This window comes from Streptomyces sp. NPDC058864 (genome assembly GCF_042742985.1).
Lineage (GTDB): Bacteria > Actinomycetota > Actinomycetes > Streptomycetales > Streptomycetaceae > Actinacidiphila.
Genome location: NZ_JBHYMQ010000092.1, coordinates 1 through 26,004 on the forward strand (window position 1 = coordinate 1; position 26,004 = coordinate 26,004).

The 26,004-nt window shown below is 70.2% G+C and carries 15 protein-coding genes and 6 pseudogenes; 16 read left to right on the plus strand and 5 right to left on the minus strand.

The annotated features are described in order from the left end of the window. The first annotated feature begins 2,432 nt into the window (after window positions 1-2,432). The 6 genes and pseudogenes from ACFW3D_RS38120 (at window position 2,433) to ACFW3D_RS38145 (ending at window position 6,330) form a co-directional block, all read left to right on the plus strand. Window positions 2,433-3,829 (plus strand): annotated as a pseudogene (locus tag ACFW3D_RS38120) (IS1380 family transposase). A gap of 262 nt (window positions 3,830-4,091) precedes the next feature. Further along, entirely contained in the window at window positions 4,092-4,487 is a 396-nt protein-coding gene (locus ACFW3D_RS38125; protein WP_500512560.1) for a hypothetical protein, read from the plus strand. A 79-nt stretch (window positions 4,488-4,566) separates the two neighbouring features. Then, a pseudogene (locus ACFW3D_RS38130) lies at window positions 4,567-4,878 on the plus strand (transposase); the annotation flags it as partial. A 137-nt stretch (window positions 4,879-5,015) separates the two neighbouring features. Continuing rightward, window positions 5,016-5,477, plus strand: coding sequence for a hypothetical protein (locus ACFW3D_RS38135; RefSeq protein WP_500512562.1), 462 nt, complete (start codon window positions 5,016-5,018; stop codon window positions 5,475-5,477). A gap of 174 nt (window positions 5,478-5,651) precedes the next feature. Beyond that, complete coding sequence (locus ACFW3D_RS38140; RefSeq protein ID WP_500512564.1) at window positions 5,652-6,065, plus strand: transposase; 414 nt, start codon at window positions 5,652-5,654, stop codon at window positions 6,063-6,065. Further along, window positions 6,019-6,330 (plus strand): transposase, encoded by a 312-nt coding sequence (locus ACFW3D_RS38145; RefSeq protein WP_500512566.1) that lies wholly within the window; start codon window positions 6,019-6,021, stop codon window positions 6,328-6,330. Before ACFW3D_RS38140 ends, ACFW3D_RS38145 begins: the two co-directional genes overlap by 47 nt. Before the next feature lie 340 nt (window positions 6,331-6,670). Here the strand turns inward: ACFW3D_RS38145 and ACFW3D_RS38150 are convergent. Next, window positions 6,671-6,924: pseudogene (locus ACFW3D_RS38150) on the minus strand (fic family toxin-antitoxin system, toxin component); the annotation flags it as partial. A gap of 531 nt (window positions 6,925-7,455) precedes the next feature. Between ACFW3D_RS38150 and ACFW3D_RS38155 the strand changes: the two are divergent. The 5 genes from ACFW3D_RS38155 (at window position 7,456) to ACFW3D_RS38175 (ending at window position 18,044) form a co-directional block, all read left to right on the plus strand. Further along, window positions 7,456-14,706, plus strand: coding sequence for a non-ribosomal peptide synthetase/MFS transporter (locus ACFW3D_RS38155; RefSeq protein WP_500512568.1), 7,251 nt, complete (start codon window positions 7,456-7,458; stop codon window positions 14,704-14,706). Window positions 14,707-14,784: 78 nt separating this feature from the next. Then, the gene (locus ACFW3D_RS38160) at window positions 14,785-15,705 is read left to right on the plus strand and encodes a pyridoxal-phosphate dependent enzyme (RefSeq protein WP_500512570.1); all 921 of its coding nucleotides are present in this window, start codon (window positions 14,785-14,787) and stop codon (window positions 15,703-15,705) included. Between the two features lie 67 nt (window positions 15,706-15,772). After that, window positions 15,773-16,648: a fatty acid desaturase family protein gene (locus ACFW3D_RS38165; RefSeq protein ID WP_500512572.1), complete on the plus strand. Its 876-nt coding sequence runs from the start codon at window positions 15,773-15,775 to the stop codon at window positions 16,646-16,648. Window positions 16,649-16,728: 80 nt separating this feature from the next. Beyond that, a complete protein-coding gene (locus ACFW3D_RS38170) occupies window positions 16,729-17,379 on the plus strand; it encodes a helix-turn-helix transcriptional regulator (protein WP_500512574.1) in 651 nt (216 codons plus the stop codon). A 176-nt stretch (window positions 17,380-17,555) separates the two neighbouring features. Next, window positions 17,556-18,044, plus strand: a complete 489-nt coding sequence (locus ACFW3D_RS38175; protein WP_500512576.1) for a hypothetical protein — start codon at window positions 17,556-17,558, stop codon at window positions 18,042-18,044. Between the two features lie 195 nt (window positions 18,045-18,239). Here the strand turns inward: ACFW3D_RS38175 and ACFW3D_RS38180 are convergent, their stop codons facing one another. The 3 genes from ACFW3D_RS38180 to ACFW3D_RS38190 all read right to left on the minus strand — a co-directional run bounded on the left by ACFW3D_RS38180 (window position 18,240) and on the right by ACFW3D_RS38190 (window position 21,677). Then, a complete protein-coding gene (locus ACFW3D_RS38180; RefSeq protein ID WP_500512578.1) occupies window positions 18,240-20,933 on the minus strand; it encodes a helicase associated domain-containing protein in 2,694 nt (897 codons plus the stop codon). Between the two features lie 241 nt (window positions 20,934-21,174). After that, a complete protein-coding gene (locus ACFW3D_RS38185) occupies window positions 21,175-21,420 on the minus strand; it encodes a type II toxin-antitoxin system RelE family toxin (RefSeq protein ID WP_500512580.1) in 246 nt (81 codons plus the stop codon). Further along, complete coding sequence (locus tag ACFW3D_RS38190; protein WP_500512582.1) at window positions 21,417-21,677, minus strand: type II toxin-antitoxin system Phd/YefM family antitoxin; 261 nt, start codon at window positions 21,675-21,677, stop codon at window positions 21,417-21,419. The genes ACFW3D_RS38185 and ACFW3D_RS38190 overlap by 4 nt, the downstream gene beginning before the upstream one ends. 368 nt (window positions 21,678-22,045) lie before the next feature. Here ACFW3D_RS38190 and ACFW3D_RS38195 point away from each other — a divergent pair, with 368 nt between their 5' ends. The 3 genes and pseudogenes from ACFW3D_RS38195 to ACFW3D_RS38205 form a co-directional block, all read left to right on the plus strand. Beyond that, the gene (locus ACFW3D_RS38195; RefSeq protein ID WP_500512584.1) at window positions 22,046-22,303 is read left to right on the plus strand and encodes a hypothetical protein; all 258 of its coding nucleotides are present in this window, start codon (window positions 22,046-22,048) and stop codon (window positions 22,301-22,303) included. Between the two features lie 35 nt (window positions 22,304-22,338). Continuing rightward, window positions 22,339-22,677: a PIN domain-containing protein gene (locus ACFW3D_RS38200; protein WP_500512588.1), complete on the plus strand. Its 339-nt coding sequence runs from the start codon at window positions 22,339-22,341 to the stop codon at window positions 22,675-22,677. 296 nt (window positions 22,678-22,973) lie between these two features. Beyond that, window positions 22,974-23,168 (plus strand): annotated as a pseudogene (locus tag ACFW3D_RS38205) (telomere-protecting terminal protein Tpg); the annotation flags it as partial. Here the strand turns inward: ACFW3D_RS38205 and ACFW3D_RS38210 are convergent. Then, window positions 23,118-23,864: pseudogene (locus tag ACFW3D_RS38210) on the minus strand (IS701 family transposase); the annotation flags it as partial. The pseudogenes ACFW3D_RS38205 and ACFW3D_RS38210 sit on opposite strands and share 51 nt — an antisense overlap. 262 nt (window positions 23,865-24,126) lie before the next feature. Between ACFW3D_RS38210 and ACFW3D_RS38215 the strand changes: the two are divergent. Together ACFW3D_RS38215 and ACFW3D_RS38220 are read left to right on the plus strand one after the other, a co-directional pair. Then, complete coding sequence (locus tag ACFW3D_RS38215) at window positions 24,127-24,711, plus strand: hypothetical protein (RefSeq protein ID WP_500512586.1); 585 nt, start codon at window positions 24,127-24,129, stop codon at window positions 24,709-24,711. 146 nt (window positions 24,712-24,857) lie between these two features. Next, a pseudogene (locus tag ACFW3D_RS38220) lies at window positions 24,858-25,910 on the plus strand (IS630 family transposase); the annotation flags it as partial. Between the last annotated feature and the right edge of the window lie 94 nt (window positions 25,911-26,004).

Here is a 26,004-nt window from a genome sequence, read left to right on the forward strand (position 1 = left end):
CGCGTCAATCATCTGCCGGTGGCAGTAGCCCTCCGGCTGCCCGCCCCTGCCTTCCAGCCAGCCCGGCACGGGCAACAGGTCCCGCACCTCGGCCCACTCGACGTCCGTCAGATCCGACGGATAACGCCGGACACGGTGCGGACGATCGGCCGCGTTGCCGTACACGTGCGCGAGACAATCACACGACCGGGTGGCCGAGTTGGACCCGGCCGACGCGAGGGCGTACAACTGCGACAACAGGGCCTCCTGGGCGCTCGTTGGTCTCGACAACCCCGAGCTGCACAGGAGGCCCTGCTGTCATGCGCACCCGGCCGAAAGATCACCCAACCGGGAAGCCACACTCGAACCCACGCTCACCATGACCGGTAGAGCAACGGCTACTTGGGCCGTTGCGGGGCCTGGCCGGGGAGTCGCCGGCCAGGGGCGAGAGCGCCGCCCCGAGGGGCGGGGCCGCACGCTGGGGGCCGCCTTGGGGGCGTTGCGGCAGGCGTTGCGAGAGCCGTTGCGGCAGGCGTTGCGCACCCTCCGGCGGCCGAGCCGCATTCGCCCTGGTCACAGGTGGTTTTGGGGGCGCGTGCCGGTCTGACTTCTCCTGGAGAGGGGGGTGTTGGTGTGGTGCGGTTGTCCCTGCGCGAGGTGCGTCCGCCTCTCCGGCCGTCGCGGGGCCAGCCCGGGGAACCGCTGCGCTGGGCCGGTTGGTGGGATGGCGGCCCGCAGAGGGCGGGCCGCGAGGACGGGCCGCAGGGGCGGCTGTGTGGCCGTGTGCCGCCTCATGACAGCAGTGGGGCGGGGATGTGCCACTCCGTGTCAGTGTGCCGTTCACGGCGCCGTACAGGCCCTGGGCAGGGCTCCCCGGCGAGGGAGTCCGGCCCAGCCTTGTCATCGTGCTGCCCTTACTGCTGGCGCCCGTGCTGCTACAGGTGGGCTCGGCTGCATCGTGGCAGGCGCCGTCATCGGGGCAGGCTGGGGAGCCGCCGATTACTGGGCAAAGAGACGATTCGGCAACAGGGCAAGATACTCCCGTCGCGACCTGGGAGTAAGCATCGGGCAGGGTTTCGGCTTCGGCCTTGCCGGTGGCGTCGGTGGAGCCGTCTGGAAGGGGATCGCCAAGGGATTTCAGAAGAGAGCTATAAAGCTTGAAAGGATCCCTTTCTCCTTCCGAAGAAGGTAAGGACGACCGCAACAGCGGGTCGCGGCCCCATCGTGGGAACGCGACCCGATGTCCGGCCCCAAGTCGGATTCATTTCGGTTCCGGGCTGCATTTTTTGAATTGGAGGACTTGTGAATACGTACGATGTCGGCATTGCGCTGCTTCTTCTGCTGTGTGGTGCTGGTATTGCATTTCTGGTGGGTGGTGGACCGGCTGGCCAGGCGGCTTTGGCCTTCTCCATAGCATTCACTGGCGGCGTCGTGGGTCTCAGGATCCATCGCCGCAGGAAATGAAGAATCTCCATCGGTGGCAGTAAACTCATGCGAATGACGTAGTTCCGCGTTAAAGGTTCTTTCGAGCCTGCATGAGTCGGCCCGTCACTTGAGGTGTGTTATCGTTCGCACTCCATCAGTGATCGGCGAGAAGGTGCTGCGTACCGGTGGGGTTCGAATTTTACGCAGAGAGCCTGCGGAAGTCGCCCCAAATAGCGGCCTCCGCAGGTGATCACGCAATCGAAATGGCGCACCTGAGGGGGTTCTGGAATGGCTAAACACTGGATGGACAATATGTATGCGGACATCTCCTTTGCGGTAGCAGGGCTTGCTGTCACGCTTTCTCGCCTACACTCCTGGTGGGCATTGCTTCCTGGTTTCCTAACTCTCGGATGGGTTATCCAGATTTGCAGGAGACTTGCGGGAAAGGGGTAATGTGATACATGGGTCGGGCGAGAATTTTAGACCTGCGTATCCCGCGGATTACGCCTCAATGTGCTCAATTTTTCTGGGCTGGGAGTATCCTGCATGCCTGGCAGAAGCTTGGCGCTGAATCCGTCTCGATCGTTCCTGCGGACCTGGATGCCCCACGCTTCGGCTGCGCACTGAAATGAGAATTCACGATGGCGAACTGATCTGGAAATACTTGTGAACCGAAGCTGGACCGTCAACCGTGTGCTGTTCTGGGTCTGCGTGGCAGGTGCGGTCTTTCCTCTGACGGCGATTCCGACCGCTCTGATCGGGCAGTCCCACTACAGTAGTGGTTCCTCGCCGGAACCTATGTTATACAAGCGGCATTCTTGGCCAGGGGCGCACGGTGTTTTGCGAACAAGCGGCGCAAAGAGCGCAAAACTGCATGAAAGATGATCGATCCGGCGGGCCTACCTGAGCCTGGATCCACCGATCGGTGACCGAGGTGGGACGGGGCTGACGCAGAGAGGTGCCCGCTGAGCTGGGAAGATGGGAGTTCTGACGCTTCCATCAACACCAATCAGCAAGGTACCTCGTAAGTGAAATCTTCCCATAGCCCTGCGGTGACGTTCGCCGCGTTCGATGACCCGAACCTGCTCGCTCACGGCGGGCTGGCCGCGGTGGTCCGCTTGGCCGAGCGGTGTGGCTTGCCGGAGTTGGTGCGGGAGAAGGCGCGGGAGAGGGCGCGGCTGGTCGGGGCGGGCAACGGAGCCGGGGTCGCGCCGGACGCGAAGGCTGTGTCGCTGGTCGCGGGCATGCTCGCGGGTGCGGACAGCATCGATGTGGGCGTGCTGCGGCACGGCGCTATGGCGAAGGTGTTCGCCGGAGTGCGGGCCCCGTCCACTCTGAACGGCTTTCTGCGCGCGTTCACCTGGGGGTACGTGCGCCAACTGGAGTCCGCTGCACGGACGTTCACGTGCAACCTGACCGGGCACTGCAATCTGCTGCCGGGCGGCGACCAGGTCGTCTATCGGGACATCGACTCGAAGGTGAAACAGGTTTACGGGGCCGCCAAGCAGGGTGCCGAGCACGGATACACCAAGGTCAAAGGTCTGCACTTCCAGATCGTCACCGCCTCCACTCCGCTCGCGGCGCCGGTGATCGTGGCTTCTCGTCTACGCAAGGGGTCGGCCGGCTCCGCCAGGGCGCCGCCCACCTGATCGCCGAGGCCATCAGGACGGTCCGGGCCATGGGCGCCACCGGGATGGTCATCGTGCGCGCGGACGCGGCGTTCCTTTCCCACAAGGTGGTGGCCGCCTGCCGCCGGGCGAAGGCGAAATTCTCCCTGGCGGTGGCGCAGCGCAAGAAGGTCCGCCAGGTCATCGCCGCCATCCCCGAAGACGCATGGATGGCGATCAAGTACCCCAAAGCGATCTGGGACGCCGACGAGCAACGCTGGATCTCCGACGCCGAGGTCGCCGAGGTGGAGTACACCGCGTTCACTGGCAAGGCCAAGAAGTACCGCACAACCGCCCGGCTGCTCATCCGCCGCGTCAAGCGCCTGAATGATGCCCATGTCCCGGACAGACAGGGCGAGTTGTTCAAGATCTGGCGCTTCCACGCAGTGTTCACCGACAGCCCCTTCGAACTGGTCGAGGCCGAGAAGTGCCACCGCGCGCACGCGATCGTGGAGCAGGTCTTCGCCGATCTTGAGGACTCGGCGCTCGGGCACCTGCCGTCGGGGAAGTCCACCGCGAACGCGGCCTGGCTCACCCTGGCCGCGCTCGCGCACAACCTCACCCGCGCCCTGGGTGCCCTGGCCTCCGTGTTTCACTCCAGAGCCCGCACCGGCACCATCCGCCGCCAGCTCATCGCCGTCCCTGCCAGGTTGGCCGCCGGCGCACGCACCCTGACCTTCCACATGCCTCGGCGCTGGCCCTGGCAGGACGCCTTCGAAGCACTGTGGACGGCCGTCGACTGCCGCTTGAGGGCCTGACCCCGCCGCCCCTGCCCGCCCACGACCAAGGACCTCGGAGACCCCGCCACCGGGACGGCCACCCGGCGATCACCCACACCCACCAGCGCAAAACCGCGCTGGGGATCACCCGGAAACACTCACCGGAATCCGCCCGGTGGATCCAGGGTCAGAGTAAACGGGCCTCAGCGTGGCCTGCGACCTGCGCGACGTCGAGGCGTACGCCCGTCGGCGAGCGCGAGCGCGAGCCCGAGCCGGATCGCCGGCGGCGTAAGGGGGACCCGTGGAAGCGTGGATGTGGGACGTATTCGTCAGCACGATGAGGGAGACGTACACCGTCAGCCTCCGGAAGGGCGTTGCACCCCGGCCTGTGATCATGCCGGTGGTGCGAGGCGAGCTGGTGGGTCTGGTGTGGGTTCGACCGCTTACGGTCGGTCAGGACGCGCTGACCGGCATCGCAGAGCTAGCCAACATTGCGGCTGCAGCCGGCGCGGACGAAGTGGTGCTTACCTGGGAGACGCATGACGTCGCCACTGCCTGCCAGTTGCCGGTCGTCAGCCCGGCGCCATGCATGAACATGGCGGCAGCCAACCGTGAGGGGCACATGCTGCACCAGTTTCCTTACACAGAGGAACTCATTGCCCGTAGCCCCCCAGGACTTTGTTGGCGGATTCGGTGAGTGTGCTTGGTGATGTTGCTTGTGCGGGCAGTCTGGTGGGGGTTCGTTCCGTCTCGCGGGGAGACAAGGAGGGGCGGCGATGTCGTTGCGCCCTGTGCCATTTCCGTTCGTCCCGGAGGCCACCGCGCGGGTGGCTCGTGCTGCGTTCCGTAAGGGTTGTCTGGCCATGCGGATCCGGGATGAACTCGGTCCGCTGTTCGAGGACGAGCAGTTCGCTCGGGCGTTTCCGCGCCGGGGTGGTCCGGCGTGGCCGCCGGGGCAGTTGGCGCTGGTGAGCGTGCTGCAGTTCGCGGAGGGACTGACGGACCGGCAGGCTGCCGACGCGGTCCGCGGGCGGATCGACGTCAAGTACGCGCTCGGCCTGGAACTGGAGGATCCCGGGTTCGACTTCTCCGTGCTCAGTGAGCTCTTTCAGAGTGGCCACCGATCGGGTGACGTCTCGGACGACGACTTGGAGCGGCTCGATGCGCCTCGTCCTGTTCCCAGCCGTGTCAACGTCGTAGGCACCTACGCCCGCGTGAGCCGCAGTTGAAAGAGCTCAGTGAGTTCCGGGACCGGCTGATCGCGCACGGTCTGGAGGAACTGGTCCTGGATCGGCTGCTGGAACGGGTTGGCGAGCTGGGGCTGTTGCGGGCGGGCGGCCGCCAGCGGACCGACTCCACACACGTGCTGGCCGCGGTGCGGATGCTGAACCGGATGGAGTTCGTCGGTGAGACCCTGCGCGCCGCCCTGGAGACGCTGGCCGTCGCGGCGCCCGGCTGGCTGCGGCAGATCGCCGCGCCGCAGTGGTTCGAACGTTACGGCAAACGCGATCGACTCTTTCCGCTTCCCCAAAGGGACCGACGCCCGTCAGCGGTGGGCGCTGGCGGTGGGAGAGGACGGATTCGCACTGCTTCAGGCCGTCTACGCACCCGATGCTCCGGCCTGGCTGCGGGAGGTCGAGGCGGTGCAGGTCCTGCGTGTTGCGTGGGTGCAGCAATACCACCGTGACGAGGAGGGGGTGCGCTGGCGGGAGGCAAAGACCTCCCGCCGGGCAGACTGAGGCTGTCCAGCCCCTACGACACCGACACCCGCTACAGCATCAAGCGCGGCGCGGGCTGGGACGGCTACAAGGTCCACTTCACCGAAACCTGCGACCCGGATGCCCCGCATCTGATCACGAACGTGGTCACCACCGACGCCACCGTCCCCGACGCGCAGATCACCGACGAAATCCACGCCGACCTGGGCAGACGAGGCCTGCTGCCGGCAATCCATCTCGTCGACTCCGGCTACACCTCCGCCGCGCTGCTGGTCGCCGCGGCTGAGCAGGACATCGAGCTGAGGGGACCGGTCTTCGCCGACACCACCGCCCAGGGCCGGGCCGCAGAGGGCCTGGGACAGGACGCCTTCCTCATCGACTGGCCGGCCCGCACGGTCATATGTCCCCGCGGCCAGCGCAGCGTCAGCTGGTCCGCCCAGCACAAACCCACCGGCACCGAGATCATCCGGGTCCACTTCGCCAAGACCGACTGCGACGCCTGCCCAGTACGTGCCAAGTGCACCAGCGCCACCCAACCCCCAACAGCAGGCCCTTGACCAGCGCAGACGCGAGCAGGAGACCGCGCAGTGGAGGGCCGCCTACGGCACACGCGCCGGAGTCGAAGGCACCATCTCCCAGGCCGTCCGGGTGACACGGACACGGACCACGCCCTACCGGGGCCTGCACAAGACCCACCTCGGTCACATGCTGATCGCCGCCGGACTCAACCTCCACCGCCTCGACGCCTGGTGGACCGAAACTCCCATCGGCACCACCCACATCAGCCGCTTCGCCCGCCTCGGACTCGAACTGGCTGCCTGACCGCACCAAATCCGCCAACAAAGTCCCCCAGGGCCGGGCTTCCTTGACACCGACTTGGTCGCCGACCCCGCCGGTCCAGCACGGAGGAGAACTCGTGCCGCCCATCCAGGCCGCAGTGAACTTCGCGTTCACCCCGCTCGAGATCAACCAATTCAGGTGAGACCTGGCCTCGGAGGTTGATGCGGCTGGGGTGGGTGGGAGCGGAAGCGTCGGGCGCGGTGTCACTGTCGTAGGCGACGAGATCGGCGAAGGCCGCGTCGACCAGGCCGGCCCGGCAAAGATAGGAGCGAGCCGACTGCGAGGCCGCGCTGCGCCGCCTTGAGTACCGGGCCCGCACGGATCCCGAAGCTTCGAGGTCCATCGCACCTGTGGCTGCGGCGACCGCGAGGTTGGAGCTCTCCAGCCGGAGCACCGGCCCAGGGTGTGCACCAGCGCCGCAGCCCGCACGTACGGGCCTTCGTGCAACGGCTGCTCCATCAGCTCGGCCTGGTGCCGTGCGCAGGCGGTGACAGGGACGCCGTAGACGTCGGGAGCCGGATCGCTGGCCCCGGCGAGCTCAGCCACCTGCAGGATCCACGGGACATCGATGTGCAGATCCGGCTGGGGGAACGCCTGCGGGTGCGGGCCTTGGGGTCGAGGACGGCGGTGATCGGCCGGTGGACCGTGTCGTCGACTCCGGTGCCGAGGGTGCGCTCGATGACGCGAACCAGGATCGGATGGGTCCGACGGTTCTTGTCCCGCGCCGCAACGAGGAGCCGTCGGGAAGAGGCGCGTCCACGTGCAGGACCGCGCTCCCTTTTCACCCGCCGCAACGGGTCAGTGCCGCTTTCGGTGGCTCCCGCCGCAGGTCGACCCAAATGATCTGCTCGCGTCAATCACCCTATTAACAGGCTCCGTTCACGTGATCGATCTCGAGGGGATCGGGATCATTCACATCTTCGTTGCAAAGATTTTGCAAATTCTCCGAGGCGTTCCACTTCGAATCGCCTCCAGTGCAGGGACAGTTCGCAGGGAGATCGTGTGCGTGCAACACCAGCTGTGGGCTTGGCCGGGCCGAGCGGTTCTGCGGCGGCCGACGCAACCGCCTCGAGCGGTGCCGACATCGCGGTTTCTGATGCGTTCGCCATGATTGAGGAGCAGGCGCGGCGGACCCCGGACGCACTGGCCGTGATTGATGCGGCCGGGACGTGCTCCTACGCCGAGCTGCTGGCCGCCGTCGCGCCGTTGGCGCGGGCGCTGCACGCAAACGGGGTGCGCGCGGGTGACCTGGTGGGACTCTGCCTGCCTCGGGGCCGGGACGCGGTTACCGCGATGCTCGCGGTCCTGCGGGCCGGAGCCGGGTATCTGCCGCTCGATCCGGGCTACCCGGCGGCGCGGCTGGCGGTGATGGTCGAGGAGGCCGCCCCACGGGTGGTGCTGGTCCCGGCTGGCGGCGCGGACGGGATCGCCGGCTCCCTCCCGGCGGGGACGCCGGTCCTCGCGGTGGACGCCGCCGGAACCGCTCCCCTTCCGGGCATGGCCGGGGCGCCGGAGGACCCGGCGTACGTCGTCTTCACCTCGGGCTCGACGGGCCGGCCCAAGGGCGTGGTCGTTCCGCGGCGCGCACTGGCGCACTTCTGCGGGGCGGCCGGGGAGCGCTACGGCTTCTCTCCCGCTGACCGGGTGCTGCAGTTCGCCTCGCTCAGCTTCGACGCCAGCGTGGAGGAGATCTTCCCGCCGCTCGCCGCCGGTGCCACGGTCGTCGTCCGGGACGAGGACATGATCAGCCGTCCAGACGTCTTCCTGGACCGCTGCGCCGGACTCGGGGTCACGGTCCTCGACCTGCCGACCGCGTACTGGCACGAGCTCGTCGGCGCGCTCGAGCGTGGCGAGGCGGAGCTCCCTGCGACGCTGCGCACGGTGATCATCGGCGGTGAGGCGGTGCACAAGGAGGCGGTCGCCCGCTGGCAGGCGCAGGCCGGCTCCGGGGTGCTGCTGCTCAACACGTACGGCCCCACAGAGGCCTCCGTCGTGGCGACCGCCGCCGACCTCACCACGTGGACCGGGGAGGGGCCGGTGCCGATCGGCACCCCGCTGTCCGGCGTCACAGTGCGGGTCGTCGCCGAGGACGGAACGACGGCGGCGCCCGGTGAGCCCGGCGAGTTGCGCATCGGTGGCAGGGGCGTGGCCACCGGCTACCTCGGGCGCCCCGCCCTGACCGCAGACCGGTTCCGCGAGGCACCGGACGGCCGGCGGGAGTACCTGTCGGGCGACCGGGTGCGGCAACTGGCGGACGGCGGCCTGGAGTACCTGGGCCGGCTCGACCAGCAGGTGAAAATCCGCGGCTTCCGTGTGGAACCGGGCGAGGTCGAGAGCGCGTTGCGCGAGGTGCGCGGTGTCACGGACGCCGTCGTCCTCGTCGACGCCAGCGCGGGCGCGCCGCGGCTCGCCGCCCACCTTGTCACCGAGGTCGGCGCGCCGGGCACCGACGCCGTCCGCCGCGAACTCGCCGCCCGGCTGCCGCACTACCTCGTGCCCACCGTCTTCTCCGTACACGCCGCCTTCCCGCTGACCGTCCAGGGCAAGGTGGACCGCGCGGCACTGGCCGCCACTCCGCCGCCCGTGCCGCCGATCGCCGCGGACGAGAACTCCTCGCCCGAGGGGCTCGTGGCCGCCGTGTGGCGGGAACTGCTCGGCGCCGGTGACATCCGACCCGGCGACGACTTCTTCGCCCTCGGCGGTGACTCGCTCTCCGCCATCCGCATGATCAGCCGACTGCGGCACGCGCACGGCGCCGACCTCACGCTCAGCGCGCTCTACGCGGCGCCGACGCTCGCCGACGTCGCCGGCGTCCTCCCCGCCGCCGACGCGACGCCGGGGCCGGCCGCTGCCGCGCACGACGGCGGGCCCGGTGACGCACCCGGTGCGGAGCGCCAGGCCGGGGAGCCGTTACGGTTCCCGCTCACCGCGCTGCAGCGCGATTTCTGGATGGCCGAGCAGGTGAGCCCCGAACTGCCGGTGCACACCCTCGGCATCCGCTACCGGTGGGCAGAGCCCGTCCTCCCCGAGCTGCTGCCGCGCTGTCTCGCCGTGCTGGCCGCACGCCACCCCGCCCTGGTGTCCCGATTTCCCTACGCCGGCGACGGGCCAGTGACGGACGTCGAGCCCTCCGCGACTCTCCCGTACGGCGAGGTCGACCTGCGGAGCCTGGCACCGGACGCTGCACGTGCGCAGGCGGCCGCGGAGCGCCGCCGGATCGTGACCGAGCGGACCGACCTGGAGCGCGGCCCGGTGGCGCGCGCGATGCTGCTTCGCACGCCGGACGGGGACGAACTCCTCCTCGCCGTCCACCACCTGGTATTCGACGGCTGGTCCGTGGGCGTCCTCGGGGACGCACTGGCCGAGGTCTACCACGACCTGAGCGCGGGTCGCGAGCCGCGCCACGCCGCACCCGACCGCCTCTCGGAAGTGGTCCGGCAGGGCACGGCCCTGTCCGGTGACGCGGGGCTCGCGGCGTACTGGCGCGACCGCTTCGACGGCGCCGACCTGGACCTGGAGCTCCCCGCGGACCGTCCGCGGCCCGCCGTGGCGACCCACCGCGCGGGCCGGGTCACCCGCGATCTCGACCCGGCGTCGCTCGCGCTGCTGGAGGCGTGCGCCAGGGAGCACCGGGTCAGCCTCTTCATGGTCGTCCTGGCGGGCGTGCAGGTCGTGCTCGGCAGGTACAGCGGGCGCGGCGACGTGACGGTGCTGGCCCCGGTGGCGGGACGGGAGGATCCCGCGCTGGACCGTGTGGTGGGCTCCGTCCTCGACATCCTGCCGCTGCGCGGCGACCTGACGGGCGAGCCGAGCTTCGCCGCGCTGCTGGGCCGGGTACGGGACGCGGTCCTGCGCGACTTGGAGCACCAGGGCCTGCCGCTGCCCGAGATTACGGCGGCGGTGCGGCGGCCCGGCGGGGGCAGGCCCGATCCGCTGAGCCGGGTGAGCGTGACCGTGCACAACACGGCGGCACCACGCGACCCGCTCGTGGCCTATGCCGGGGACGAGGCGCCCGCCGCGACCATGGCGGACCTTGCGATCGGTCTGGACTTCCCCGCCGACGGACCGGTCCTGACCGTCGACTACGCCGCCGAACTCTTCGACGCCGAGCGGGTCGAGGCGCTCGTGGACCACCTGCTCACTCTGCTGCACGCCGCGGCCGCCGAACCCCGCACCGAGGTGGGCCGGCTGCCGCTGCTCAGCGAGGCCGAACGCCACACGGTCCTCCGCACCTGGAACGACAGCGCCGCGGAGATCCCCCCGGCGCACAGCCTGCAGGAGGTCTTCGAACGCTGCGTCGCGCGGCGGCCGGACGCGCCCGCGCTGACCTCGGGCCCGCGGACCGTCAGCTACGACTGGCTCAACCGGAGGGCGAACCGCATCGCCCACCTGCTGCGTGAGCGCGGCGTGCGCCCGGGCGAGCGGGTGGCGATCTGCCTGGACCGCGGGATCGACCTGTTCGCGGCGATGTGGGGCGTCCTCAAGGCGGGCGGCGCCTACGTGCCGCTGGACCCGGCGTACCCGCGCGAGCGGCTGCGCTACATGCTGGAGGACAGTCGGCCGGTGGCGCTGGTCACCCGGCTCGACCTCGAGGGCGCCCCGGACGCCCCCCAGGGCACGGCCGTCCTCGCGCTCGACCGTGACGCCGCGCTGGTCGACGCCGCGGTGGACGCCGATCCGGTGCCCGTCGGGACGCCGGACGACCCGGCCTACGTCATCTACACCTCCGGTTCCACCGGCCGCCCGAAGGGCGTGGTGGTGACCCACCGCAACCTGGTGCACGCCGCGGCCATGTGGCAGCGCGCCTACGACCTCGACCCCGACTGGACGTACCAGCAGGCCGCGAGCTTCTCCTTCGACATGTTCGTGGGCGAGACGCTGCGCGCGCACTGCACCGGCGGGCGGCTCGTCGTCGTCCCGCGCGAGACGCTGCTGGACCCGGCGGAGCTGTACGCGCTCATGCGCGACGAGGGCGTCCAGTGCACCGAACTGGTGCCGGCCGTGCTGCGGGCGCTGCTGGCCCACGCCGAACAGGCGGGGGAGCGGCTGGACTTCGTGCGGCTGCTGATCGGCGGCGGCGAGAAGTGGCAGGTGCGCGAGTACCAGCGGGCGCAGCGTCTCGTCGGCCCCGGCAACCGGGTCGTCAACGCGTACGGCGTCACCGAGGTCACGGTCGACAACGTGTACTTCGACGGGGACGTCGACGACCTGCCCGCCGAGGCGCCGCTGCCCATCGGCCGTCCGTTCCCCAACAACCGGGTGTACGTGCTGGACGCGTACGGGGCGCCGGTGCCGCCCGGTGTGGTGGGTGAACTCCACCTGGGCGGCGCCGGGGTGTCGCCCGGCTACCACGAGCGGCCGGAGCTGACCGCGGAGCGCTTCGTCCCCGACCCGTACGCCACCCCGGACGGCGCGGACGGCACCGCGCGCATGTACCGGACCGGGGACAGCGCGCGCTACCGCAGCGACGGCACCGTGGACTTCCTCGGCCGTCTGGACGACCAGGTCAAGGTGAACGGCTACCGGGTGGAGCTCGGCGAGGTCGAGGCCGCGCTCGCCGCGCTGCCCGGCGCGGCGGCCTCCGCGGCCGCGGTGCACACCCTGCCCTCCGGGGCCGCCCAGCTCGTCGGCTACCTCGTGACGGCGCCGGAGGCCGCGCTCACCGAGGCGACGGTGCGCGAGGCACTGGCAACCGGGCTGCCCACGCACATGGTGCCCGCGCGGGTGGTGTTCCTGCCGCGGCTGCCGCTCACTCCGAACGGCAAGCTCGACCGGCGCGCCCTGCCGGCCCCGCCCGACGCCTCCGACGCCCCGGCGCGCACCGCTCCGCGGAACGCGGCCGAACGGCGCATCGCCGCCGTCTGGGCCGGGACGCTGGGCGTGGACGAGGAGGCCATCGGCATCGACGACAGCTTCTTCTCCCTCGGCGGCGACTCCTTCGCGGCGCTGCGGATCGTCCGGCAGATCGACCCGGGCCTGGCCCTGGTGGAGCTGTACCGCACCCCGACGGTGCGCGCGCTCGCCGCGCTGCTCACGGACCGCGCGGAGCACGGCGAGGAGCAGCGTGCGGAACCGGCGCCGCTGCTGCACCGGCTGACCGGTCATGACGCGGATCCGCGCGCGGGCGGCGTCACGGTCGTCGCAGTGCCGTTCTCCGGCGGCAGCGCCGTCGCATACCGGCCACTGGCCGAGCAACTGCCGCCGCAGTGGGGGCTGTACGCGGTCGAGCTGCCGGGGCACGACATGAGCAGGCCGGACGACGTGCTGCTGCCGGGCGCCGAGGTGGCCGCCCGGGTGGTGGCGGAACTCGGCGCGGTGAAGGGTCCCGTCGTGCTCTACGGGCACTGCCTGGGCACCGCGGTGACGCTGGAGGTCGCGCGCCAGGCGGAGGCCGCGGGCGTCGACGTCATGGGCGTCGGCCTGGGCGCGAGCTTCCCCACGGCACGGCTCCCCGGGCGGTTCTTCGACTGGCTGTACCGGCTGATGCCCACCGACTGGCTCACCTCCGACCGGGAGTACCTGTCCTACCTGCGGGCGCGGGGTGGTTTCACCGACCTCGACGACCCCGAGCAGGAGCAGTTCGTCCTGCGCAACGTGCGGCACGACGCGCGGGACGCCGAGGAGTACTACACCAGGGCCTACCAAGACACCGCGGCACCCAGGCTGCGGGCCCCGGTGCTCAGCGTGGTGGGCTCCCGGGACCGGGTCACCGAGCTTTACCAGGAACGCCACCACGAGTGGGAGCACTTCGCGGACGACGTCTCCCTGGCGGTGCTGCCGAAGGCGGGCCACTTCTTCGTCAAGACGCACGCCGAACCGCTGGCCCGGGCACTGGTGGAGCACGCCGAGCGGTGGCAGGCGCCGGCATCCCCACCGGACGCCACGCCGCCGGACGGTGCCCGGCCCGCCGGACGGGCGGCCGCCGACGGTGACGGCGAGCAGGCTCCGCCGCCCGGGCGGCCGGCGGCCGGCACCAAGGAAAACCGGAACACCCAGCACACCCGCCACACCAAGCCGAGCCTGTCCCGGTTCGCCGTCGTGGCACTGGGCCAGTTCCTGTCGATGATCGGCAGCAGCCTCAGCACGCTCGTCCTGAGCATCTGGGTGTACCAGCGCACGGGCTCGATCGCCGACTTCGCGGTGGTCAACGCGGTGGGCATGCTCCCCGGCATCCTCGCCGGACCGCTGGCCGGCGCAGTGGCGGACCGCTGGAACCGCCGCGTGATCATGCTGACCAGCGACGCGGTGGCGGGCCTGGCCATGGGCGGCCTCGGCCTGCTGGTCCTCGGCCGCGGCCTAGAGATGTGGCAGATCTACCTGGCCGCCTCGGTCACCTCCGTCGCGGGCGCCTTCCAGCGCCCCGCCTACCTGGCCGCGGTGGCCCAGCTCGTCCCCAAGCGATACCTCGGGCACGCGAACGGCATCAGCCAGCTCGGCGTGGGGGTGGGCACGGTCTTCGCACCCATGATGGGTGCCGGGCTGATCGGGGTCATCGGCGTCTCCGGCGTGATCATGATCGACGTGTGCAGCTTCGCGGCGGGAGTCGTGACCCTGCTGGCGGTCCGTTTCCCCGACACCCTCTTCCGCCGCCGCGACGAGTCGTTCGGCAGGGAGATCACCGGCGGCTGGCGCTACATCGCCCGCCGACCCGGCCTTCGCGCGGCGCTGCGCTTCTTCGTCATCGACCACGCCTTCTACACCATCGGGTTCGCCGTCATCACGCCCATGCTGCTCATCGAGCAGTCCCCCCTGATGCTGGGCACGGCTTTGGGCGCCGCCGGTGTCGGCGGTCTGTGCGGAAGCCTGGTGATGGGCCTGTGGGGCGGCACGGCCCGCAGGGCGCACGGCATGATCATCTCCATGGCGGTGGCCAGCCTGGCGATGGCGATGGTCGGCTTCCCCAGCCCGCCGCTGATCGTGGCCGGGATGTTCCTGCTGGCCTTCGGCGAGTCCCTGGCCGACGGCCACTGGATCGCCCTCGTCCAGACCAAGGTCGGCCTCGAACTCCAGGGCCGGGTGCTCGCCATCTTCATGACACTGATGATGCTGACCATGCCGCTCGGCTACCTGGTCGTCGGTCCCCTGGCCGAGCACTACGTGAGGCCGCTCCTGCAGCCCGCGGGCGCCCTGGCGGACACGGTCGGTGTGCTGCTCGGCACCGGGCCCGGACGCGGACTCGCGCTGCTCGTCGTCGTCAGCGGACTGCTGCAACTGTGCTGGGCGGCCCGCGGCTGGGCCGACCAGCGGCTGCGCCTGATCGAGGACGACCTGCCCGACGCCCTGCCCCCGGCGGAACTCGGCGACCTCGACGACCTTCAAGGCCACGCCGACTCCCAGCTCGCGGCAGCCCCCGCCTGACACCCCCGCACGCCGGTGCCCGGCACGACCGTGCCGGGCACCGGAGGCACGTCTCTCCTCCACCCCCGAAGGAACCGCATGCCCACCTCCGCACCGCTGTCCGCCGAAGCGCCCTCGGACGCCTTCGGCACCCCCCTCATCGACGTCTCCGCCCTGGTACCCGGCGCCCGCGTCCTGGTCAAGGACGAGACGCGCTACGCCTCGGGAAGCCACAAGGAACCCGCCGCCCGCGCCGTCGTGGCCCGCGCCGTGGCCGACGGCCACCGGCACGTCACCATCGCGACCTGCGGCAACTACGGGCGGGCCATGGCCACCGCCTGCCAGGCCGCCGGGGTGGATTGCACGGTCGTCCTCCCCGCCGGCTGGAGCGACGGCGGCGAGGCGATGCGCGCCGCCGGCGCCCGCGTCCACCTCGTGGACGGAGCCTACGAGGACGCCGTGGACGAGTCCCGCCGGCTGGCCGCCACCGGGGACTGCGTCGACGGCAACGTGGACGGCCCCTACGTCGAGGCCGTCTTCGAGGGGCACGGCGTGGTCGTGTCCGCGCTGCGCGCCGCGCTGCCCGAAGCGCCCGCGGCTATCTGGCTGCCCGTCGGCAACGGTACGACCGCCATCGCCGTACGCCGCCAACTGGATCTGCTTGGCTGGGACACGGGGATCAACGGTGTCGGATCGGCCGGCAACAACCCGATGGTGACCTGCTGGCCGGGCCCGTACCGGACCTTGCCGCCGGAGTCCGTCTCCACCACGGACCACAACCAGCCCCTCGTCAACTGGCACGCCCTGCAGGGCGACGAGGCCATGGCGGCGATCGCGGCCACCGGCGGTACCGTCCTCGGCGCCGACGACCGGGAGCTGTGCGACGCCCGCGACGCGTTGGCCGAGCACGGCGCCTTCCCCACCGCCGCCGGGGCCGTCGCCCTGGCGGGCCTGCTTCGTACCGCCCGGACCGAGGGCCTGGTGCCCGGTACCCACGTGGTGGTGCTCAGTGGCCGTTAACCGGCTCCTCCCCGGGCGCGAGAGCGCCCCGCCCGCGGCTCAGGCCGTCCTGTTCACACGGTTGAGGGTGACGTCCTCCGACGAGTGGGTCTTCCTCGGAAAGCTGGCCGTCCTGGCGCTCCTCACTTGTGCCGGAGTGGTGCTGGCCCTGCAGCGGAACCTGTGGGCGGCGAGCGCCGGGATCGTCCTGCTGGCGGCCATGTTCACCCACGCCGTCGAACTGCAGCACCAGTGCCTGCACCACTCCGCCTTCCGGCGCGCGTTTCCCCACCGGCTGGTCGGTGTGCCCCTGGGGATGCCGCTCCTCGTGGTCTACAGCCACTACCGGGTGCGCCACCTGCAGCACCACCGCTACCTGGGCACCCCGCAGGACACCGAGTTCTTCGGCTTCGACACCCGGGGGCCGCTGACCTTCGGGGCGCTGCTGCGCGGGCTGTTGGACTACCCGCGCCTGAGCACCGTCGGCGCCGACGTCGTCCGCGCGGTCACGGGACGCTGGACGTACGCGTTCGGGCACATCGCGCCGGCGATGCGGCGGCGGATCGTGACCGAACACGCCCTGCTGGGCGCGGCGGTGGTGGGCGCAGTCGTCCTGGCGGCCCTCGGCCACGGCGAGCACGTCGTGCGGTTGTGGGCCCTCCCGCTGCTGCTCGCCGTCCCACTCCACTTCCTGGTGGAACTGCCGGAGCACCTACTGTGCGACACGCAGACGACGGATGTGCTGCGCAACACCCGCTCGATCCGCGGCAGTTGGCTGAGTACCTGGTTCACTAACGGCAACAACCTGCACATCGAGCACCATGCCGCGATGACGGTGCCGATCAACCGCCTCGGCGAGCGGCACGCGGAGACGCGCTCCCTCGCCGTGCACGTGGAACGCAGCTACGCGGACTTCTACCGGTTGCTGTGGCAGGCGTTGAAGAACCGGCCCGCAGCCCCGTAACGAAGACCGCACCATGCACAAGCCGTTCCCCGCGGTCACGGGCTCTGCCGAGCCGCGGGGCGGCAGCACCTCGAGAAGGAATGGGCTCAGTGGACAACGAAACCGATCCACGCGTGGTGGTGTGGGGGCCGGTCTGCGAGGCCGTAGCCCGGCTCCTCAGCCCGCACGCAGAGGTGGTCCTGTACGACGCCACAGAGGAACACATTCTGGCCGTCTGGAACCCGGTGACCCGCCGCACGGTCGGTGACCGAGCCCTTCCGGACGAACTCATTCGGGCGTCAGAATCCTCTGGAGAAGACGTCCACGGCCCCTGGGAGCACTCCCTACCCGACGGCCGCCGACTGTCATCCATCAGCGCAGCACTGCGCGACGCAGACGGCACCCTGTCGGCCGTACTCTGCGTCCACCTGGACCGCACACCACTCGACCAGGCGGCCGCCGTCCTGACCTCGTTCGCCGCGCCCGCCATCGCGCCACGCACCGAGGCATTCCTGGAACGGGAGTGGACCCAGCACATCGAACAGATCATCGCCTCCTACACACGCGACCGCGGACGCCCCGTCGAACGCCTCGACCGCAACGACCGCCTCGCCGTCCTCGATGCGCTCCAGAAGACAGATGTCTTTGCACGTCGCGGTGCCGTACCCGTTGTAGCCGGGGCCCTGAAGACGTCCCGCTCCACCGTCTACGCGCTGCTCGCCGAACTCAAGGATGACAGGACACGGCTCTGACCCCCCCCATGTCCCACAGCTTCGCGGCGCATCTCGTGAGTTGCCGCCCCAAGCAGGGACAACAATGCGTCTCTCCGGACATCACCGGGAGCAGCCAGCGGCCATCCGGCGCGGTCACCCGGGTCGGCGGTGCGCCCGGGTGCGTACGCGGGCGGCGTCGACGGGTCTGTCGTTCTTTGTACAGTCCCACTCTCCGCTTCTCCTACGGCTACGTGACACCAGTGATCGACTGCGGCATCCAGATCAGCGCCACCACCGGCGGCGCGATACAGGACATCATCGGCCGCGTCACCGCCATGCACCCCGGATCAGCCTGCCTGATCTGCCGCGGACGCGTATCCCTGGACATCGCAGCAGCCCAGGAACAATCCCTCGAGGAACAGACGAGGCTCGCCAAAGAGGGCTACGCCCCGGCCCTCCCCGGGATCGAACCGGCAGGCATCGCCTACACCACAGCCACTGCCGCCGCAGCCGTCAACGATCTTCTCGAGCGGCTCGTGGCCTACGGCCCAACCCCGCCGCCCAGCGAAGTCCTGCTGCGCATCCACGACCGCAGACTCTCCGACAACCACCAGGACCCCACCCCGAGGCACTACTGCGCCACCGACAACCCCGCCTCGTTCGGCGACACCGACCGCTACTGGGGGCTGAATTGGCCCGCCTGAAAGTGCCGTCTTGGACGACGTGGCCATGGCGCCGGAAGTGGGCTGTAACCGTGACCGCAGCCAGCGTCCACGACGTCCCCGACCGCATCCGCCGCAAGGAAGCCGTGCTGGAGCGGTGGACCTGAAACAGCCTCCAGGCTCAACGCTCAGGCCCAGCGCATGCCGAGGGTGGACAGACCCTCCGGGCCGAAGGCGCTATATCCACTCGATTCCGAGCTCCTGGAGGGCGGTGCGTTGTTCGGGGGTGAGTTTGTCCCGTCGCTGCTTGGTGTTGGAGATCCATACGCCGAGCCGGACTGCCGCCGGTTCCGCCTCGCCTGGGATCACGATCTCTTCGGTGTGTCCGCGGGGTACGGGCCGCGCCGTGCCTTCTCGCTCGATCCATTGTGCGAGTGCTGCCAGGCCGCGTTGGAACGCCTGCTGCGCCTTGCTCGATTCGTGGGATGTGCTCTTCGGCGCCGGGCCCTCGTTCGGCGGGGTGGGCCTGATGCCGAGTGTGGTGAGCCGTTGTTGCTGTTCTGTGCTGAGCTGGGCCCAGCCTTTCGACTGCCGCACCAGCCATGCCCCGAGGTCGTCTCCGTTGAAGGTGACGCCGGGTTCGATGCCGGCCACTGAGTGGTCGGGTTCGGTTTCGGCGAGGTCGGCCAGGACGGCGTAGTGGCGTTGCCAGTCCAGGGGCCAGGGACAGTTCCAGTCGGGGTCGATGGCGGCCAGCTGCGCCGCCCGCTGAGCGGCGCGTTCGGTGTTCTTGCCGAGGCCGCCCTTGCGGCGGAGGTTGGCCAGATGCTGCCCTACCGGCACGGGCTTGTCGTCTCCGTCGTCGAGGGCTTCGCCCCACAGGGCGTCCTGCCGGGGAGCCAGATGCCCGTGGGCGCGGTGGAAGGAGCGGAACGCGGCGAGTTTGATTTCCCAGGCCTGGTCGCCGGGTTCCCAGACCATGCCGGCTTCCGGCTCATCGAGGAGCTTCCTGCGCCGTTCTTCCAGTTCCCCGGCCCGCAGGGCGCGGCGTTGCTGGTTGACCCATCTGCCCAGCGGAAACCTGGTGACCCCCAGTGCGACCTCGGTGTCATACGGCACGGCATACAGCCCCGTGATGCCCTTCTCCTCGCGCCAGCGCCGGAGGGCTTGGTAGCCCTCGAGCCAGACCAGGGACTCGGGGCGGTACACCCTCGTGCGCAGGAACGCGGCGATGGTGGCGGGGTCGCGGGGGGTGGCGAAGTTCAGCAGCGCCGACTCCACCCCCGCCTCCGTCCGGCCCTCCGCGCCGCCCTGGCCCACGCCCGCCGTGCTGCCGTCCGGGCCGCCGACGGCGCTGATGATGCGGCCTTCCGCGTCACGCCGGACATGCACTTTCCGCTGCCCGCTGCTCAGGGCACGGTTGGCGAGCTGCTCGACGAGGTGCTCGTCGTGTGAGCGCAGGCCTTGCAGGACGGTGACCAGGGGCGCGTACGAGGCGGAGGCCATCATGTCGGTGGGGTCTTCACCGGGCTGGAGGAAGACCGGCACGATGATTCTGGCGGTCTTCGCCCGGCCGTCGGGGTTGGGCCGTAGGGCTCTGCCGATGTTCTGGACGATCTCGACCTGTGAGCCGCGGGTGTCGGCGAAGCAGACGGCCTCCACGCCGCGCTCGCCGGTGATGTCGACACCCTCGCCCAGGACGCGAACCGAGGCGAGGAAAGCCCGGTGGACCCGCTTGCCGTCCGCGTCGATCCCATGGGCGAACTGCCGGAGTACCTCACGCCGCTCCGCCACCAGGTGGTCGCCGCACAGCCACTGCGCCCAGATCCGGTCGGGGGGGACGTGCCGGTGCGCGGCGAGGTCGTAGAAGCCGGCGTCGATCGATGACGCCGGCAGTGAGCCGGCTTCGGCCAGGGCGTGCTCGGACGGCTCGCTCCCATACAGCTCGGCTGCGGTTTCCGGGAGCTTGGCCGCGAACACGGCGGCTTCCTCGACGCGCTGGTGGAACGTCATGACCGTGCGCAGGTTGTGTGCGGCGGCGTGTTCCAGCAGCGCCGCCTGCAGCAGCGCGAGCCGCCGGCCCCGCATGGCCTCCTCGGAGGCTCCCAGGGTGAAGTCGGGGTCCTGGATCTCCAGGACATCGATCTCGAAGCCGGCGAGGATGCCTCGCTCCACCGCCTCCGACAACCCGAGCTCGAAGATCCACTCCCTGTAGGTTCCGGCCGGATCGTCGCTCATGGAGGCGACCTCCAGCTCCGTCCCGTCCTTGCCGACCGGCGGCCGCGGCGCGGCCAGGATCCGCGGCGTCGCCGTCAGGTATAGCCGGTAGGCGGCGGGGATGCGGTTGTTGTCGTGGATCACGCCCCACGCCCGCCCCAGATCCCCGGCCGTACCGTGCGCCTCGTCCAGGACCGCGAGGTCGAACGGCGCCAGGCGCTGCCCGTACAAGCGCTCCCCGCCCGCCAGTGCCGCCTCCAAGGGCCCCCGCACCCGTCCCTGACCGGTCACGTCCTCGGGGTCCTCACGATCCACCAGGGAGGCGTACGTGGCGAACACGACGACCGGCCCGGAGCTCGCCCACAGCGCGAGCTGGATCGGGTTCGTGGTGGTCCGCACCTCCAGCCGCTCCAGGACCTCGTCGCCCTGCAGGGAGCACACGGCGACCATGGGTCCGCGGTGTCCGACCCGGCGCCACGCCTGCGCCGTCTGCACGAGCAGGTCGAGGGTGGGCACCATGACCAGGATCCGGCCGTCACGGAACAACTCCAGCGCAGCCCAGGCGGCGGTGATCGTCTTCCCGGACCCGGTGGCGGACACCAGCGTGGCCCGCGCCCCGCCGTCGGGGACGGGGGAGCGTGCGGGGAATCCCGCCCACTGCCGGATCCGGGAATGCGCTTCGACCTGATGCTCGCGCAGCCGCACGACGCTCACGCCTGTTCCTCCTGATGCGACGGCGCGGGACGACAACTCGCGGGGTCCCGCTGTTCACCCCGCGCCCGTCTCATCCAAGCTGCACGGACCCTCGACTGACGCATCAGACGAGCAGGCGCAACAGCATGGCGACCCGCCCCACTTGATACTGGCCCGGCAGGATCCGCGTTTGAGTGCTTTCGGCGGTGCACCCGAACCCGGCCTGGTTGTCCGGGCCGCGCCCGCGTGGCCGCCTGCCTGGTCAGTGCACGCGGCCGAGGTGGATGACGCCGACCCGTACCTGCTGCTCGCTGATCTGGTACATCACGCGGTAGGCGCCGATGTGGATGCGCAGCAGGTCGGCGCTGCCGAATGCGCCCTCCGGGCGCGGGTCGACGGCGAGGTGGTCGACGGCGGCGAACACCTGCCGCACCCCGTCAGGGTCGTCCTTGGCCAGCCGTTCCGCCTGGGCGAGGGCCTCGGGTTCCCAGATGACCTCGTAGCTCACGCCGTGTCCTCGCCGAAGATCCGCCGGTAAGCCTCGCCGTGCGGTACGCCGGCGTCCTCACCACGGGCCTGGCGCGCCCGGTAGGAGGCCAAGGCCCGCAGCTCCTGCAGTTCCAGGGCGTCGGCGGGGCTGACGAGTACGGCCACGGTCTGGCCGTGGTCGGTGATGGCGACCGGTTCGCGGGTGGCGCTGACCTCGCGGGCGATGGCACCCAGGCGGGCCCGGGCTTCCACGATCGAATACATCGTCTCCGTCATGCACACCACCTTACACAAGTGAGCACATGACATAAGAGACCGCTGGTTCCCGGACGGCAATCCGTGGCGTGCGATGGCCGGCCACGTACGATCCGGGGCTCGCGCCGGCGGACCCTGGTGCTCGCGGAGGTCTGCGCCGAGGAGGCGGGTAACGCCTCTGAAGGAGCGGACAGGGCCACGACTCCGGACGCCCCGGGCGTATAGGCAACGCTGTCGACGCCGAGCCAGGTTCTCTGCCCGGTGAGGCGCTCCAGCGTCCGGAGCTTTCTGTTGATCTCGCTCATCGCGCGTGTCTTGGAAGTGGACACGGGTACGTACCCGTACCCCCTATAGTGTGTCGTGCAGCACCGTGAACGGAGACCCCTCTTATGTCCGACGCGAATGTCCGTATCCCCGCCGAGGCCCGGGACCGGCTGGCGGAGATCGCCGCAGCCGAGGGCCTGTCGCTGCGCGCCTACCTGGCCCGCCTGGCCGACACGCTGCTGACCCCCGCGGAGCGGGCCGAGCGCGCCGAGCAGGCCCGCGCGGTGCTGAACGCCTGGAACGGCTACGCCCCCACTCCTGCCGAACAGGACGACCTGGACGCCGAACTCGACCGCCGCCTGACCCAGGCCACCGGCCGGTGAACCAGATCGTGCACCTGGTCCTCGACGACACCGCCATGGTCGCCGCCGGCCGCGGCAACCTGCTGGCTTCCCGCTTGATCCACCGCGCCCACGCGGAGGCCGGCTGGCACCTGTACGCACCCACCTGCACCCTGGTCGAAGCCGACCGCGCCCGCCCCGGCACCGCCGAGCACATCGCAGCCCTGCCCGGCATCACCGTCGTCGACCTCGACCTGCCCACAGCCCTCGCCCTCACCCGCGAGACCACCTGGGCCACCGCCCACACCCGCCACACCGCCCAACCCACCCCGGAACGCCCTGACGGCGCGGTCATCGCCACCGCCGCCCCGGACCAGTGGGCCGGGCAGCCCGTCAGGACCCTCGACCTGACCTGACCTGACCCCCCCAGGGCCGGGGCTTGGAGCCCCATGGATGCCTGGCAAACCGGCGACGGACCCGGTCAGGATGCGTACCGGGGCATCGCAAGGCGCGCGGGCGCGATGACCGTACTCAACGCGGGCGCCCTCATACGTTCACGCGGTCCGTCTCGCGCGGCCCCGTAGACCGCCGATACGCCGCCGCACCGCAGCCAGGTGCACCAGCAGGCGTCGCCCAGCCGCGTACCGAAGAGCCCGGCAGGCAAGGTCAAGCCGCGCCGCCACCACCTTGCAACCGACGAAAAGGAGTGCCGGTGGGAATGCTCGGGGACAGCCTCGACCGCGCGGTGCAGGGCGCGTTCACCCGCCCCATCCCGAAAACAGCCCCCGCCCAGATCCGCTACCTCGTCAAACAACTCAAGACCACCCGGGCCGTCGCCCACCTTCTGGGAATCTCAGAAGCGGTGCCCCTTGGCGCCGGCCCCGGCCGACAGCTTCTGCCACGCCCGCTTCGGCACCTTCGCAGCCAGAGCATCCGCGCGGATCTTCCCCGCACCGGTGGTGACTTCGGCCGAGCAGGCGACGGCGAGCACGTAGCTGGTGCCGCGTTCTTCCAGCGCGGACCGCAGCTTCGGGTTGCCGCCGTAGACCTCGTCCCCCGCGACCCAGCCCACGCGGTGCCCGGCGTCGAGGAACCGGCCGATCATGCGGGCAGCCAGTTCCGGCTTGGTCGCGAAGACGGTGTCCTCGCCCAGGCCGGCGGCCCGGCAGCGGTCCGGATCGCTTGTCCACGAGCGCGGGATGTACAGCTCGCGGTCCACCGCCGCGTGCCCGTGGCGGCCCGCGTAGACGAGGTAGACCGCGACCTGCGCGTTTTCGATCCTTCCGGCGGTGCCGGTGTACTGGCGCTGGACACCGACGGTGTGCACGCCCTTCTTCACATCCCCGGTCTCATCGACCACCAGCACCGCGTCCTCGTCGCGCAAGTGCTCCAGCACGTACTCGCGCACGTCATCACGTAGGCGGTCGGCATCCCACCTCGCCCGGCCAAGCAAGTGCTGCATGCCGTCCGGACTCGCCTCCCCTACCCACTCGGCGATCGACCAGCAGTTCTTGCGCGGCAGGTCCGACAGCAGCCCCAGCACCAAGCCCCGCACTCGGCACCGGGGTTCAACCCGCGCGAACCGGCCCGCTATCTGGCCCATCAGGGCCTCGAACGCCTCCTGCCAGCGGGCAGGGTCTACGCTGTGGCTCGCGGCCACCGCACTTTCTTGAAGAGTCCACACACCTCACCAAGATCACGCGGTGGCCGTCCTGTTCCCGCGACGAACGACGAGATCACGGAGTCCTGCTGGTACTGGGGCCCTGGCCCGATGGATCCCGAGTCGAAGATTGCCGGAAACCGGCAATGCGCAGCGGTCCGCCGCGCATGCATGCTGATGTCTGCCAGCAGAAACGGGGGCGTCAGTGGAAGCAACCACAACCCGCAGCGTGGCGCGTGCACGCATGGGATCGGGCCTGGCGGTGACCGTCCTTCTGCTGCCTTTCGGCGGCTATGGGCTGGCCAGGGCGAGGGTAGTCCCCGAAGGCGCACCGATCGTGATCGGCCTACTGTCCATGATTGCCAGCTCCGTCCTGCTACCAGCACTGTGCGAGGAGCGAGCCCCGTTCCGGCATTCATCGTCGCACCTGACTGCGCACACCTTGACCGGCGAACGGTCCGTCGACCTCAACCGGATCACCACCGTCCGGCTGCTGACGACCTTCTCGTACGGCAGCACGTACCGGACCGTGTTGGTGCGCGACACCCACGGTGTGCGCCTGGGTATCACGACCGAGAGAAGCCGCAGGAAGCTGCGCCGAGCGATCGAGAGGGCGGACGCGAACGCCGCGCGAGGTGTCCCCAGGCCGCGCGTGAGCCGTGCAGCCGGGGCACATCTGGGCCTTGCCCCCGGGCGAGGGCTCGTCGTCCACACGATTCTCGCCTTTCTGCTACTGACAGTGTCCGGAAGCCTGTACGTGGTTGCTGTACTCCAACTCGGCGGGCAGTAAGCCCTCTCCGCAATGAGTGATGAGCGCCCACGGCCACTACCACGACGGCTCAACTCGTGATCACGATCTACGATTGGAGTACTACTGAGGTTTTCGTGTGGGCGTCGGGTGGTGACGGCTGGTGGTCCCTGCGGTATGCCGTTGCTATGCGGTATGCGCAGGGTGGGGGCCTGACCGCTGAGCGGCGGGCGTTTCGTGAACAGGTCCGGCTGGAGGCTGCGGCGCGGTTCACGCGGGGTGAGAAGACCGCCGCGATCTCGAAAGAATTACGGGTCAGCGAGCGGTCGGTGGAGCGGTGGCGTCGGGCCTGGCGTGAGGGCGGCATCGAGGGTCTGCGGTCGGCTGGCCCGGCGAAGGCACCGAAGTTGTCCGCTCAGCAGTTCACGGTCCTGGAGGAGGAGCTGGGCAGGGGGCCGGCCGCGCACGGCTGGGAAGACCAGCGGTGGACCCTGGCGCGGGTCCAGACGGTGATCGACCGCAGGTTCCGGATCTCCTTGTCGGTGGCCGGGGTGTGGCGGCTGCTGCAACGGCATGGCTGGTCGTGGCAGAGCCCGGCTCGGCGGGCGCTGGAGCGTGACGAAGGCGCCGTGGAGCTGTGGAAGAAGGAGGTGTGGCCGCTGGTGGAAGCACCGCGGCGGCGCTCGGGGCCTGGATCGTCTTTGAGGACGAAGCCGGGTTCGCGATGACGCCGCCTCGCGCACGCACCTGGGGCCGCGAGGGCACACGCCCGTGGTGAGGGTCCGCGGACGCTCCCGACGGCGCATCTCGGTCACCGCACTGTGCTGCTACAAACCGGGCGAGAGACCGCGGCTGATCTACCGTCCCCGGTTCCACCTGCCCTTCGAGGGGGCATGCAAGAGCTTCGCGTGGACCGATTACCGGGACTTGGCAGTCCGGGCCCACCTCCAGCTCGGTGGCCCGGTCGTGCTCGTGTGGGACAACTTGAACACTCACCTGGCCGCCGGCATGAAGCAGTACGCGGCCGACCACGACTGGCTCACCGTCTTCCAGCTGCCCAGTTACGCGCCCGATCTCAATCCGGTGGAAGGCATCTGGTCCTCCTACGGCGCGGACCGATGGCCAATGCCGCGTTCACCGATCCCGACCACCTCACCCAGACCCTCCGGCACGGGCTGCGACACATCCAGCTCCGACCCGGCCTCATCAACGGCTGCCTCGCCGGAACCGGCCTGACCATTGTCCCGCGTCAAGTAACTGGCAGGTTTTCGGGTTCGGGAAAGTTGGGGACGAGAGGGTCGGCCCGGCCGGTGTGGACGTCGTGGGGCCGGTTCC

Bases quoted from the DNA above. Each gene is read 5' to 3' on its own strand.
- ACFW3D_RS38195 (WP_500512584.1), top strand. From the start codon at position 22,046: ATGTCCGACGCGAATGTCCGTATCCCCGCCGAGGCCCGGGACCGGCTG.
- ACFW3D_RS38160 (WP_500512570.1), top strand. From the start codon at position 14,785: ATGCCCACCTCCGCACCGCTGTCCGCCGAAGCGCCCTCGGACGCCTTC.
- ACFW3D_RS38170 (WP_500512574.1), top strand. From the start codon at position 16,729: ATGGGCTCAGTGGACAACGAAACCGATCCACGCGTGGTGGTGTGGGGG.
- ACFW3D_RS38190 (WP_500512582.1), bottom strand. From the start codon at position 21,677: ATGACGGAGACGATGTATTCGATCGTGGAAGCCCGGGCCCGCCTGGGT.
- ACFW3D_RS38200 (WP_500512588.1), top strand. From the start codon at position 22,339: ATGGTCGCCGCCGGCCGCGGCAACCTGCTGGCTTCCCGCTTGATCCAC.
- ACFW3D_RS38155 (WP_500512568.1), top strand. From the start codon at position 7,456: ATGATTGAGGAGCAGGCGCGGCGGACCCCGGACGCACTGGCCGTGATT.